Raw genomic sequence first — 12,920 nt, 5'->3', positions numbered from 1 at the left:
AGACGATAAGCCAATTCGCCGCCATCAGGCAAGCACTATCGGCACATGGAAATCGCTTGCAACTAGATCGCGCACTATCTATACTGCACGCATGAACCCGCAAGACACTTCCGACATCCTGGCCCGCGTCCCCCAGCTGGACGAGCAACTGTGCTTTGCCTTGTACTCCACGTCCCTGGCGATGAACAAGCTGTACCGCAAGCTGCTGCGCCAGCTCGACCTGACCTATTCCCAGTACCTCGTCATGATGGTGCTGTGGCAGCACGACGAGCAGACCGTTTCCGACCTGGGCGAAAAACTGTTCCTGGATTCGGCCACGCTGACGCCGCTGCTCAAGCGCATGGAGCAGGCCGAGCTGGTGACGCGCACCCGCAGCGCCAGCGACGAGCGCCAGGTCATCATCGCCTTGACCGAACGGGGCAGCGCCCTGCGCGAAAAAGCCAAGGCCATCCCCGCCTGCGTGCTCAACGCCAGCCAGTGCTCCATCGACCAGGTCGTGCAGTTGAAGGGCCAGCTCGACACGCTGCGCAGCCAGCTGATGAAGAGCGACGCCTGAGTCGTTCCACCTTGCCGTCGCGTGCGCGCCACGACGCGACAGCAGCCGGACAGGCGGACGTCCGCCCGGACAAGCCGCTGCGCCCGGCAATAAAACGGCCACGCCGCCCGCGCCGGGGGCGGACGTCCGCCACCGGCAATGTTTCAAAATATTTACAAAACGACTTGCCGCACGACATGTAGCGACCGCTTAGAATACCCCGACCATTACCTGAAATTCACCAGCCAGGGGTCCGATGAAGCGCTCGCCAACCAGTATTGCCACCCTCCTGCTGTGCACCGCGTTGTGCACCTCCTTGTGCGCCGCCGCCGTTGCCGCCCCGGCGGAAAAGTTCGAGGACAAGTTCCGCCAGCTCGACGAACTGCTGCCCACCGCCACGCCCTATCGCACCGCCTCCGGCGCGCCCGGCCACCAGTACTGGCAGCAGCATGCCGACTACACGATCCGCGCGACCTTGGACGAAGCCAACCGCACCGTCAGCGGCAGCGAGCAGGTCACTTACCACAACAACTCGCCGGACACGCTGACCTACCTGTGGCTGCAGCTGGACCAGAACATCTACAAGAACGACTCGGATGCGCGCCGCGTGCAGACCGCGCCATCGCGCGAGGCCTGGACCAAGCCGCGCGGCGAGGAAGGCGCCAAGTACGAAGGCCTGCGCAACACGCTGGTCGGGCGTGAGTTCGACGGCGGTTTCAGGATCGCCAACGTCAAGTCGTCCGGCGGTGCGCCGCTGAAGTACGTCATCAACGGCACCATGATGCGCATCGACCTGCCCACGCCCCTGAAGCCGGGCGAGCGCGTGTCGTTCGGCATGGAGTGGACCTACAAGATCAACGAGCAGAAGGTGCTGGGCGGGCGCTCCGGCTACGAGTACTTCGAGGAAGACAAGAACACGCTGTTCGAGATCGCCCAGTGGTACCCGCGCATGGCGGCGTACTACGACGTGGCGGGCTGGCAGCACAAGCAGTTCCTGGGCTCGGGCGAATTCACGCTGGAATTCGGCGACTACGACGTCAGGCTCACCGTGCCGGCCGACCACGTGGTCGCCTCCACGGGCGAGCTGCAGAACCCCGGCGACGTCTTGAGCGCCGTGCAGCGCCAGCGCCTGGAACAGGCGAAGACGGCAAAGAAGCCCGTCGTCATCGTCACCCAGGCCGAGGCCGAGGCGGCGGAGAAGTCCGTCAGCAAGGCCACCAAGACGTGGCACTTCAAGGCGAAGAACGTGCGCGACTTCGCCTGGGCGTCGAGCCGCAAGTTCATCTGGGACGCGCAGGGGTATAGAAAGGACGGCACCAACGTGCTGGCCATGTCGTACTACCCGAAGGAAGGCAATCCGCTGTGGGAGAAGTACTCCACCGCGTCGATCGTCCACACCATCGAGCAGTACAACAAGTACAGCTTCGACTACCCGTACCCGACGGCCATCTCCGTCAACGGTCCGGTGGGCGGCATGGAATACCCGATGATCTCCTTCAACGGCCCGCGCCCGACCAAGGACAAGAAGACGGGCCAGCTGACCTATTCGAAGCGCGCCAAGTACGGCCTGATCTCCGTCATCGTGCACGAGGTGGGCCACAACTACTTCCCGATGATCGTCAATTCCGACGAGCGCCAGTGGACGTGGATGGACGAGGGCTTGAACTCCTTCGTCGAGTACCTGGCCGTGCAGGCTTGGGAGAAGGACTTCCCGATCGGCCGCGGCGACCCGCGCGACATCGTCAACTACATGCGCTCGGCCAACCAGGTGCCGATCATGACGAACTCCGAGTCGCTCCTCCAGTTCGGCAACAACGCGTACGCCAAGCCGGCGACGGCCCTGAACATCCTGCGCGAGACGATCCTGGGCCGCGAGCTGTTCGACCACGCATTCCGCGAGTACGCACGGCGCTGGAAGTTCAAGCGCCCCACCCCGGCGGACTTCTTCCGCACGATGGAAGACGCGTCCGGCACGGACCTCGACTGGTTCTGGCGCGGCTGGTTCTACACGACCGATGCCGTCGACATCAGCCTGGACAACATCAGCGAATTCACCGTCGACACGAAGAACCCGGAAACGGAAAAGGCCTGGGCCAGGGCGCGCAAGGCCGAGGAGCCGGTGTCGGTCACGGACCAGCGCAACGCCTCGATGCCGCGCCGGATCGATACGCAGCCGGAACTGCGCGACTTCTACAACGAGCACGACGAGTTCACCGTCACCAACGCGGACCGCAACAAGTACAAGGAAGCGACGGCGGAACTGGAGCCGTGGCAGAAGGACCTGCTGGCGCAGGGCAAGTACCTGTACCTCGTCGACTTCACCAACAAGGGCGGCCTCGTGATGCCGCTGATCCTCGAGATCACGCTGAAGTCCGGCAAGAAGACCATCGAGCGCGTGCCGGCCGAAGTGTGGCGCTACTCGCCTGCAAAAATCACCAAGCTCGTGGTGACGGACGAGCCGATGACGGCCCTGACCCAGGACCCGTACTGGGAAACGGCCGATATCGACACCGGCAACAACAGCTGGCCACGCAAGGCGGTGCCGTCGCGCCTGGAGCTGTTCAAGGCCGAGCGCAAGGCGCCGGACATGATGAAGGACTTCAATACGCCGCTGAAGGGCGACGAGAAGGACGCGAAAGACGCCAAGTCCAGTGAGAAGGTGGACGAGAAGGCGGACGCCAAGCCCGCGGTAGCGCCAACGAACGGCGCCGCCGCCAAGCAGGAAGCCGAGCAGCAGCCGCAAAAGCCGGCCGGCAAGCAGTAGATGGGGCGCCTGCGACACATTGCCCTGGCCGCGGCACTGGCGCTGTCCTGCGCCGGTGCCGCGCGCGCCCACAACTATCACATGGGCATGGCGGACATCGGCTACAACGCCGCCACCGGCAACACGGAGGTGATCCATACGTACACGGCGCACGATATCGAGGCGCTGCTGACCAACCTGTACGGCCGCTCGTTCGACCTGGGGCTGGAGGAAGACCAGGACGTGCTGCGCCAGTACATCGAACGGCACTTCACGATCAGCGCGGGAGGCAAGCCCCTGCCGCTGCAGTGGGTGGGCATCAAGGCCGGTGCGGACACCATCACCGTGTTCCAGCAGATCGCGCAGACCGCGCTGCCGGCGGGCGCCACGATCCTGGATGCCGTGCTGACGGACTTCATCGCGACCCAGGTCAACACCGTCAACGTGGGGCCGAATGCGGGGCGGGCCGCCGTGACGCTGACGTTCACGGCGGCGCAACGCGAGCAGCGTTTGCCTTGAAGCAGCGTTGGCTTCACAGGCTTGGGGTCTGTCCCCGGCTTTATCGGGGACTGACCCCGGTTTTCTTCCGCGAACGATAAAATCCGGGGCCAGTCCCCTGCTGGGACTGACCCCAACCCATTCCCATGCCGCGAATATTCCCGTTTTTTCTCGTTCTCACCGCCCTCCCCGCCCACGCCGACGACATCGTCCTACAGCGCGTGCTGGTGGACGCCTCGCGCACGTCGCAGCTGGGCATCGCCGATTCGGCCGCCGACGGCACCGTCACCCAGCGCCAGCTGCAGGCGCGCACCAACTACCGGCCCGGCGAGCTGCTGGAGGCGACGCCCGGCCTGGTCGTCAGCCAGCACAGCGGCGAAGGCAAGGCCAACCAGTTCTACCTGCGCGGCTTCAACCTCGACCATGGCACCGACCTGCGCACGAGCGTGGACGACATGCCCGTCAACCAGCGCAGCCACGGCCACGGCCAGGGCTGGACGGACCTGAACTTCGTCATTCCCGAGCTGGCCGCGCGGCTCGACTACGGCAAGGGACCGTACAGCGCTGCCACTGGCGACTTCTCGTCCGCCGGCGCGACCGCCATCGCCTATGCGAACCGGCTGCCGCGCGGCCAGTTCGGCGTCACGCTGGGCCAGGACGGCTACCGCCGTGCCCTGCTGGCCGATTCGCCCGCGCTGGCCGGCGGCAGCCTGCTGTATGCGCTCGAAGTGCTGCACAACGACGGCCCCTTCACGCGCGGCGACGGCTACCGCAAGCTGAACGCCGTGCTGCGCTACAGCCAGGGCTACGCCAACAACGGCTGGCACGTGGCGGCGATGGCATACGGGGCGCACTGGCATGCCACCGACCAGATCCCGCAACGCGCGGTGGCCAACGGCACGCTGGGCCGCTTCGACACGGTCGACACGACCGATGGTGGCAGCGCGCACCGCTACAGCGTCTCGGCCGGGTGGCGCCGCACGGCGGAGGACAGCGCATCGAAGGTCTCCGCCTACGTGATCGCCAACCGGCTCGACTTGTTCTCGAACTTCACCTACTTCCTGGACGACCCGGTCAACGGCGACCAGTTCGCCCAGCCGGACCGGCGCGTGACGGCCGGCCTGGATGCGCGCCACGGCTGGCACGTGCACGCGGGCGACGTGCTGACGTCCACCACGGTCGGCCTGCAACTGCAGAACGACAATATCCACAACGCGCTGCTGCGCACGGCCGCGCGGCGCACGCTGGGCGCGATCCGGCAGGACCATATCGTGGAATCGTCGGCCGCGCTGTTCGTCGAGAACCACACGCGCTGGACGCCAACCCTGCGCACGGTCGCCGGACTGCGCGCCGACCGCTACCGCTTCGACGTGACGAGCGACCGGCCCGAGAACTCGGGCAAGGCCGACGCCACGCTGGCCAGTCCCAGCGTCGGCCTCGTGCTGGGACCGTGGGCGCTGACGGAGCTGTACGTCAACGCGGGGCGCGGCTTCCACAGCAACGACGCGCGCGGCACGGTGATCGCCGTCGATCCGAAGACCGATGAGCCGACGGCGCGCGTCACGCCGCTGGCCCGTTCGCGCGGCCTTGACCTGGGCGTGCGCAGCGAGTGGCTACCCGGGCTGCAGACGTCCCTGTCGCTGTACCGGCTCGACTTCGATTCCGAGCTGGTGTTCGTCGGCGACGCCGGCACCACCGAGGCGGGCCGGCCCAGCCGCCGCCACGGCATCGAATTCTCGACCTACTACAAGGTCGCCAAGTGGTTGAGCCTTGACGCCGACCTGGCCTATGCGCGCGGCCGCTACCGGGATGCCGACAGCGCCGGCAACCATATCCCCGGCGCCGTCGAAGGAGTGGCGCAACTGGCGGCAACGTTTACGCCAACCGGGCCCTGGTCCGGCGCACTGCGGCTGCGCTGGTTCGGCCCGCGCCCGCTGGTCGAGGACAACAGCGTGCGCTCGCGCGCCAGCGCCACCGTCAATGGCCGCATCGCCTGCCGGCTCGACCGCGCCACCCGCCTGGAGCTGGAAGCGTTCAACCTGGCCAACCGGCGCGCGGCCGCCATCGAGTATTACTATGCGTCGCGCCTGCGCGGCGAAGCCGGGGCGGTGGACGACGTCCACTTTCATCCGATCGAGGCGCGGTCGCTGCGGCTGACCTTGACCCACAGCTTCTAGCGAAGTCGTACAATAGGGAATCTCTTTCTTCCGAGTTTGCCATGTCCGCCGCCGCACCCGCCTTCACGCCCCTCGAACAAGTCAGCACGGCCCTGCGCACGCAAGGCTATGCGCTGCTGGCGCCGGCCGACGTGGCCGCGCTGGCGGGCACGCCGCTGGCGCAGCTGGAAGCGCTGGCGCCCACGTGGGATGCGCTGGAACTGGACAATTACCTGAAGGACGGCGGCCGTTACCGGCGCCGGCGCCACTCCTGCTTCGTGCAGGAAGGCGACGTGCTGGCGCAGACCGCGCACCGGGCCCACTGGCAGCCGGTCGAATACAACGCGCTGCACGGCGGCATGCACCGCATGTTCGCGCCCGTGCAGCCGGCCACCATCGAACAGCCGGGCTGGCAGGGCTTGCTGACGGCACTGGGGCGGGTCTGCTCCACCGTGCGCGGTGTGCGTACGTGGTACGTCGAAGCCCATCAGTTTCGCATCGACACGGCGGACGGCATCGGCCGCCCCACCCCGGAAGGCGCGCACCGCGACGGCGTCGACTACGTCGCCGTGCTGCTGGTCGGCCGCCACGGCATCAAGGGCGGCGAGACGCGCGTGTTCGAGGCCGAGGGTCCGAACGGCAAGCGCTTCACGATGACCGAGCCGTGGACGATGCTGCTGCTCGACGATGCGGCGGTGATCCACGAATCCACGCCGATCCAGCCGCTGGGCGAACACGGTTACCGTGACACGCTCGTGCTGACCTACCGCGCCGGCGGCTTCCAGGGCGAACAGCCGGCGTAGCGTTGCGTGCACGATGCAATCCGGCGCACACACGAGCGCGGGCGCCGCAAGCGCGGCAAATCCGATATAGTCAAACGCAATCAGCAAGTGGGGACAGTGCAGTGGACGCCAGCTATGAAATCGAACCGGGCGAGATCGAGATCCTCATCGTCGAGGACAGCCCGACACAGGCTGAACGCCTGCGCCGCCTGATCCAGTCCGTCAAATACCGCGCCCGCGTGGCGGGCAACGGCCGGCTGGCGCTGGAAGCCATCCACGAGCGCAAGCCGCACCTGGTGCTGTCCGATATCGTCATGCCGGAAATGGACGGCTATGAGCTGTGCCGCGCCGTCAAGTCCGATGCGGGCCTGCGCGACATTCCCGTCATCCTCGTCACCTCGCTGAACGACCCGAAGGACATCATCCGCGGCATCGAATGCGGCGCCGACAACTTCATCCGCAAGCCATATGCGGAAGACTACCTGCTCAATCGCATCGGCCACATGCTGGTCAACCAGAAGCTGCGCAAGAACCAGAACATGGAAGTGGGCATCGCCCTCTACCTGGGCGAGCAGAAGCATTTCATCAACGCCGAACGCCAGCAGATCCTCGACCTGCTGATCTCCACGTACGAACAGGCGGTACAGGTGAACAGCGAACTGCAGGCGCGCGAACGGCAGGTCATCGAACTCAATATGCGCCTGGCCCACCACGCCGGGCAGCTGGAAACGATCAACCGCGAAATCGCGCTGAAGAACCTGGAGCTGGCCGAGGCGAGCCGCATGAAGTCGGCGTTCATTGCCAATATGTCGCACGAGCTGCGCACGCCGCTGAACGCCATCATCGGCTTCACGGGCGCCTTGCTGATGAAGCTTCCCGGCCCGCTGACGACGGAGCAGGACAAGCAGCTGAACACGATCCGCTCCAGCGCGCGCCACCTGCTCTCGCTGATCAACGACATCCTCGACGTTGCCAAGATCGAGGCGGGCAAGGTCACGCTGTCGATCGAGGCGGTGCAGTGTCAGGACCTGGTGCGCGAGGTGGCAGAGACGCTGCGCCCGCTGGCGACCCAGAAGGGCCTGGCACTGGAAGTCGCGCTGGACGAGCAACCGATCACGCTGGACACGGACCGCCGCGCCCTGACCCAGGTGCTGATCAATCTTGCCAACAATGCCATCAAGTTCACGGATAAAGGCATGGTGCGCATCAGCCTGGCCCTACGTACCGCCGACGACGGCAAGCGCACGGTGGAGTTTTCCGTGGCCGACAGCGGCGCCGGCATCCGCGAGGAAGACCAGGCCAAGCTGTTCCAGGCGTTCTCGCAACTCGATTTCACGTCCACCCGCCACGCCGAGGGCGCCGGCCTGGGCTTGTACCTGTGCCAGAACCTGTCGAACCTGTTGGGCGGGTCGCTCTACTTCAGCAGCGAGTTCGGTAAGGGCAGCGTGTTTACGCTGGCGCTGGCGGCCAAGGGCGCCTGAAAAAGCTGTCTTTGTTGCAAGTGCACATTTGGCAACGTGGCGTGGCCGCCGCATGAAAGTGAAAAAAAAGGTGCGCACGGTAGAACTACGGTATTGCAGCGCAACATAATCGGCGCTATAGTTGAACCGTCTCCTCCAAGCGTTCTCCGAACAATTGGAATTTGCCCGCAGCCAATGGCTCGCGGGCATTTTTTTTGGTCGATCGTGCTTTGCCGCGTCAGCGCAGGTACGCTGCAAGGAAAGCCAACACACGCTGCCGTACATCGCGCTCCAGGGCCACCGGGTCCGGCGCGCAAAACAATTCCCCATCGATGTCCACCGGTGCCTGCGGGTGCCGCGCATTGTACGTACGCCCCAACCGGGCCAGGTCGCCGAAGTCGCCGTGACAGGCGCCGGGCAGCGTCTGGTACACGGCCGGGCCCCGGTGCATGCGCCAGACCGTCTGTACGGTTTCATCGACGACAACCTTGCCTTCCCACCGGTGTACCGTATCCAGGATCATGAAGGGCTTGCTCCAGGGTTCCTCGAGGTTGCCGTACACCGTGCCGTCCAGGTTGACGGCCGCCTTGACGCGGCCATCCAGCCGCTGCAGGCCCAGTGCCGTCGCACCGCCCAGCGAATGGCCATAGCTCGCCACGCGCGCTAAATCAAGCTTGCCTGCCAAAGGCCCGCCTTGCTCGGCATTGCGCTGCTCCAGCCAGTCAAGCACATGCTGCTGGTCCGCCACCAGCTCGGCAAGGACCTCGTCGGAACCCCCGTCGATGACCGGTGCCGCGATCGAACCGTCCGGCAGGCGGGTGGGGCCGGAGACGTACGAATGGTTGATCGTCACCACGACGTAGCCATGGCTGGCCAGGTCCTCCGTCAGGCCCGCGTAGGTTTCCACCGCATTGCCCAGTCCCGGCGAAAACAGGATCACCGGCGCCGGCCTGTCGACCTGCAGCGGCACGCCCGCCCGCGCATGCCCCGCTGCCGCGAACCCGGTCGGCAAACCCAGTGCCGCGTAGACGGCGTCGTGACCGTACGGCATCCGCGCCGCCTGCGACTGCGGCGCAGCCGGGTACAGCACGCGCACCGACAACGAACGGCGATCTTCCGGCGCATCGGTGAAGGGCTCGGCGCGGTCCGGGTCCGTCAGCGCGAATTCCAGCGCCCCGATGCAGTGCCCGCCGGTCGGCGCGGTCGCGCGATAAGGTTCGGCGGACGGCTCGGGCAGTCCGCACCGGGCGGCATACGACACGACAGCGGCGGCCGTCGCAGCCTCGGGGCGGAAATCGCCGCCGCAAGCAGCCAGCACGGCCAGCAGTGGGAGGGAAAAGAACATACCAGGACGCATCGTCTGACCTTTCATCGTTGGTTACCTGGGCAGCAAGTCTAGCGACCGAGCATGAAGATGGCCTAAAGACGCATCGCGGCTATTCAAACAATCGCTTTACTTATATCAATTGTTTGATTTGTGTGATGTAATTGCGCAATGATTGAAAAACCACTACGTAAATCCCGCTCGGACGGCGAGCAGTCGCGCGAGCGGCTGCTGCTGGCCGCCATGAAGCTGTTTGCGGAACAGGGCTTCGCCCGCACCTCCACGCGCGAGATCGCGCTGGCCGCCGGCGCCAACGTGGCCGCCATCAGCTATTACTTCGGCGACAAGGCCGGCCTGTACAAGGCCGCGCTGACCGACTTCCTGCCCCCGCCGCAGAAGAACATCGAGATGTTCGACCAGCCCCACTTCACCTTGCGCGAGGCGCTGGAAGGCTATTACGCCCAGCTGCTCGGCCCCCTGCTGGAGGGCGAGGAGGCCGAACTGTGCATGCGCCTGTGGCTGCGCGAGGTGCTCGAGCCGCGCGGCGTGTGGGCCGAGGAGCTCAACAACGGCATCCGCGCCGAGCACATGGCGTTTGCCGGCGTGCTGGCGCGCCACCTGGGCGTGCCAGTCGACGACGAGGTGCACCGCCTGGTCCATGCCTGCGCCAGCCTGGGCGTGCACATCATGATCGGCGCGGACGTCATCGTGGCGCTGACGCCGCAATTGCTGGCGGCGCCCGATGCGCTGCGCGATTGGATCCCGAAACTGGCCGGCTACGCGGAAGCGATCGTGCTGGCGGAACAAGAAAAACGACAGAAAGGAGCAGCATGAGGAATCGAACGTGTGCGCTGGCCGTCGCGACGGCACTCGCACTGGCGGGGTGCGGCCTGACGGGCCCCGCGCGGCAGGTGCCGGACCAGGCGCCCGTCCAGTGGCAGGCGCCCCTGCCCCACGGCGGCAGCACGGCGGCGTTGTCGGACTGGTGGCGCGGCCAGGGCGATCCGCTGCTGGCCCAGCTGGTCGAGGCGGCCCAGCAGGTCAGCCCGACCGTCGCGGCGGCCCGTTCGCGCATCGGCCAGGCCCGCGCCGAACGCACTGCCGCCGGTGCCGCGCTGGTGCCGGCGGTCGATGGCGTCGCCACGTCCACCCGCACCAGCCAGCAGCAAGCCTCGGTGCCGTCGAATACGACGTCCCAGGTCTATGCGCAGGCGTCGTGGGAGCTCGACCTGTTCGGCGCCAACCGGGCCAGCCGCGACGCCGCCCAGGCGCGCCTGGAAAGCGCCCAGGCGGGATGGCATGACGCGCGTGTGTCGGTCGCCGCCGAAACGGCGAACGAGTACTATGGCTTGCGCGCTTGCGAGCAGCTGCTGGCGGTTGCCCAGCAGGACGCCCGCTCGCGTGCCGACACGGCCCGGCTGACGGAACTGACCTCGCAGGCAGGCTTCCAGGCCCCGGCGACGGCGGCGCAGGCGCGCGCCAGTGCCGCCGAGGCGAACAGCCGCGCCATCGCCCAGCGCGCCCAGTGCGACGTCAACGTCAAGGCGCTGGTGGCGCTGACCGCCATCGACGAGCCGCAGTTGCGCAGCCTGCTGGGCGGAGCCGCCACGGGCGCCGATGCACTGGCTGCCCTGTCGCCGGCGCAGGGCATCGCGCTGGCGGAACTGCCCGCGCAGACGCTGGCCCAGCGGCCGGACGTGTTCACGGCCGAGCGCGAAGTGGCCGCGGCCAGCTTCGAGGTGGCCGGTGCCCGCGCCCAGCGCTTCCCGCGCCTGACCCTGGCCGGGGCCATCGGCCGCGGCCGCGTGCACACGGGCGGCGCAAACGTCACGGCCAACACATGGAATATCGGCCCGGTGCAGATGACGCTTCCCATCTTCGACGCCGGCACCCGCCGCGCCAACGTGGCCGCCGCGCAGGAGCGCTACGAGGCGGCGGTCAGCAGCTACCAGGGCACCGTGCGCCAGGCCGTGCGCGAGGTGGAGGAAGCGCTGGTCAACCTGCAAGGCACGGACGAGCGGGCCGGCGACGCGCGCACGGCGCTGGAAGGCTACCGCAGCGCGTTCGTGGCGACGGAGGAGCGCTACAAGAACGGCATGGCCAGCCTGCTGGAACTGGAGGACGCGCGCCGCACCCGCCTGGCTGCCGAAAACGCGATGGTGAGCCTGCAGCGCGAGCGCAGCGCCGCCTGGATCGCCCTGTACCGCGCGGCCGGTGGCGGCTGGACCCGCCCCGCCCAACAATAATGGACACGCATATGAACAAGATGAAGACCAAATCGATCGCCCTGGCCGTGGCGGCCCTCTGCACCTTCGGCGGCGTCGGCATGACGCTGATGCACAATGCCTCAGCCGCCAAGGAAGAAAAGAAGCCGGCCCAGACGCCGGCGCTGACGGTGACGACCATCCGTCCCGCCACGGCATCCCTGCCGCTGCAACTGGCGGCCAACGGCAACGTCGCCGCGTGGCAGGAGGCCGTCATCGGCAATGAATCGAACGGCCTGCGCCTGACCGACGTGCGCGTCAACGTGGGCGATGTCGTCAAGAAGGGTGAAGTGCTGGCCGTGTTCTCGGCCGATACCGTCAATGCCGAAGTCGCGCAGGCGCGGGCCGCGCTGGCCGAAGCACAGGCCAACGCGGCCGAGGCCCAGGCCGACGCCCGCCGCGCCCGCGCGGTGCAGGCCAGCGGCGCGCTGTCGGAACAGCAGATCAGCCAGTACCTGACGGCCGAGCAGACGGCCAAGGCGCGCATCGAATCGGCACGCGCGGTGCTGGCGGCGCAGCAGCTGCGGCTGAAGTACACGCAGGTGGTGGCACCGGATGCCGGCGTCATCTCGGCGCGCAGCGCCACCGTCGGCTCCGTCGTCGGCGCCGGCACGGAGCTGTTCAAGATGATCCGCCAGGGCCGGCTGGAATGGCGCGCCGAAGTGACGGCGGCGGACCTGAAGAACATCCGCATCGGCGGCGCGGTGCGGGTCAAGGCCGCCAACGGCAGCGAGCTGACGGGCAAGGTGCGGATGATCGCGCCCACCGTCGATCCGCAGACGCGTTCCGCGCTGGTCTATGTCGACCTGCCGCCGGACCTGAACCGCAACGCGCCGTTCAAGGCCGGCATGTTCGCCACCGGCCAGTTCGAGCTGGGCAAGTCCGACGCATTGACCTTGCCGCAGCCGGCCGTCGTGGTGCGCGACGGCTTCCCCTACGTGTTCCGCCTGAACCCGGACTCGCGCGTCAGCCAGGTCAAGATCCGCACGGGCCGCCGGCTGGGCGACCGCATCGAAGTGCTCGGCGTCGGTGCTGGTACCCAGGTGGTGCTGAGCGGCGCGGGCTTCCTCAACGACGGCGACCTGGTGCGGCACGTGGCCGCGCCGGCCGGCGCGGTGGCGGCCAACGCTCCCGCCAGCGCCCCCAAATAAGGAGCCG

10 protein-coding genes are annotated in these 12,920 nt (G+C 67.2%); 9 read left to right on the top strand and 1 reads right to left on the bottom strand.

From position 1 onward, the window contains the following. Window positions 1-91 precede the first annotated feature (91 nt). From PX653_RS27075 to PX653_RS27050, 6 genes are all read left to right on the top strand, one after another. A complete protein-coding gene (locus PX653_RS27075) occupies window positions 92-556 on the top strand; it encodes a MarR family winged helix-turn-helix transcriptional regulator (RefSeq protein WP_277415725.1) in 465 nt (154 codons plus the stop codon). A gap of 235 nt (window positions 557-791) precedes the next feature. After that, the gene (locus PX653_RS27070) at window positions 792-3,299 is read left to right on the top strand and encodes a M1 family metallopeptidase (RefSeq protein WP_277415724.1); all 2,508 of its coding nucleotides are present in this window, start codon (window positions 792-794) and stop codon (window positions 3,297-3,299) included. After that, window positions 3,300-3,797: a DUF6702 family protein gene (locus tag PX653_RS27065; protein WP_277415723.1), complete on the top strand. Its 498-nt coding sequence runs from the start codon at window positions 3,300-3,302 to the stop codon at window positions 3,795-3,797. It abuts the gene before it with no gap. Between the two features lie 125 nt (window positions 3,798-3,922). Continuing rightward, window positions 3,923-5,953, top strand: a complete 2,031-nt coding sequence (locus PX653_RS27060; protein ID WP_277415722.1) for a TonB-dependent receptor — start codon at window positions 3,923-3,925, stop codon at window positions 5,951-5,953. Between the two features lie 41 nt (window positions 5,954-5,994). Further along, on the top strand, window positions 5,995-6,735 hold the full coding sequence (locus PX653_RS27055) for a 2OG-Fe dioxygenase family protein (RefSeq protein WP_277415721.1): 741 nt from the start codon (window positions 5,995-5,997) through the stop codon (window positions 6,733-6,735). 101 nt (window positions 6,736-6,836) lie between these two features. Then, the gene (locus PX653_RS27050) at window positions 6,837-8,195 is read left to right on the top strand and encodes a hybrid sensor histidine kinase/response regulator (RefSeq protein WP_277415720.1); all 1,359 of its coding nucleotides are present in this window, start codon (window positions 6,837-6,839) and stop codon (window positions 8,193-8,195) included. Window positions 8,196-8,412: 217 nt separating this feature from the next. Here the strand turns inward: PX653_RS27050 and PX653_RS27045 are convergent, their stop codons facing one another. Next, the gene (locus tag PX653_RS27045) at window positions 8,413-9,519 is read right to left on the bottom strand and encodes an alpha/beta hydrolase family protein (RefSeq protein WP_277415719.1); all 1,107 of its coding nucleotides are present in this window, start codon (window positions 9,517-9,519) and stop codon (window positions 8,413-8,415) included. A gap of 150 nt (window positions 9,520-9,669) precedes the next feature. Here PX653_RS27045 and PX653_RS27040 point away from each other — a divergent pair, with 150 nt between their 5' ends. The 3 genes from PX653_RS27040 to PX653_RS27030 are packed head-to-tail and all read left to right on the top strand — an operon-like array spanning window position 9,670 to window position 12,913. After that, the gene (locus PX653_RS27040) at window positions 9,670-10,332 is read left to right on the top strand and encodes a CerR family C-terminal domain-containing protein (protein WP_277415718.1); all 663 of its coding nucleotides are present in this window, start codon (window positions 9,670-9,672) and stop codon (window positions 10,330-10,332) included. Next, window positions 10,329-11,744: an efflux transporter outer membrane subunit gene (locus PX653_RS27035; protein WP_277415717.1), complete on the top strand. Its 1,416-nt coding sequence runs from the start codon at window positions 10,329-10,331 to the stop codon at window positions 11,742-11,744. The genes PX653_RS27040 and PX653_RS27035 overlap by 4 nt, the downstream gene beginning before the upstream one ends. 11 nt (window positions 11,745-11,755) lie before the next feature. Further along, complete coding sequence (locus tag PX653_RS27030) at window positions 11,756-12,913, top strand: efflux RND transporter periplasmic adaptor subunit (RefSeq protein WP_277415716.1); 1,158 nt, start codon at window positions 11,756-11,758, stop codon at window positions 12,911-12,913. Window positions 12,914-12,920 lie beyond the last annotated feature (7 nt).

This window comes from Pseudoduganella chitinolytica, assembly GCF_029028125.1.
GTDB classification, from domain to species: Bacteria; Pseudomonadota; Gammaproteobacteria; order Burkholderiales; family Burkholderiaceae_D; genus Rugamonas; species Rugamonas chitinolytica.
Note: the sequence above shows the minus strand (reverse complement) of the source record. Positions and strands in the feature narration are given on the sequence as shown.

What these genes read in the sequence shown, in the direction of transcription:
- PX653_RS27030 (WP_277415716.1), top strand. Translation starts at nt 11,756, where the DNA reads ATGAACAAGATGAAGACCAAATCGATCGCCCTGGCCGTGGCGGCCCTC.
- PX653_RS27060 (WP_277415722.1), top strand. Translation starts at nt 3,923, where the DNA reads ATGCCGCGAATATTCCCGTTTTTTCTCGTTCTCACCGCCCTCCCCGCC.
- PX653_RS27075 (WP_277415725.1), top strand. Translation starts at nt 92, where the DNA reads ATGAACCCGCAAGACACTTCCGACATCCTGGCCCGCGTCCCCCAGCTG.
- PX653_RS27065 (WP_277415723.1), top strand. Translation starts at nt 3,300, where the DNA reads ATGGGGCGCCTGCGACACATTGCCCTGGCCGCGGCACTGGCGCTGTCC.
- PX653_RS27045 (WP_277415719.1), bottom strand. Translation starts at nt 9,519, where the DNA reads ATGTTCTTTTCCCTCCCACTGCTGGCCGTGCTGGCTGCTTGCGGCGGC.
- PX653_RS27040 (WP_277415718.1), top strand. Translation starts at nt 9,670, where the DNA reads ATGATTGAAAAACCACTACGTAAATCCCGCTCGGACGGCGAGCAGTCG.
- PX653_RS27070 (WP_277415724.1), top strand. Translation starts at nt 792, where the DNA reads ATGAAGCGCTCGCCAACCAGTATTGCCACCCTCCTGCTGTGCACCGCG.
- PX653_RS27055 (WP_277415721.1), top strand. Translation starts at nt 5,995, where the DNA reads ATGTCCGCCGCCGCACCCGCCTTCACGCCCCTCGAACAAGTCAGCACG.
- PX653_RS27035 (WP_277415717.1), top strand. Translation starts at nt 10,329, where the DNA reads ATGAGGAATCGAACGTGTGCGCTGGCCGTCGCGACGGCACTCGCACTG.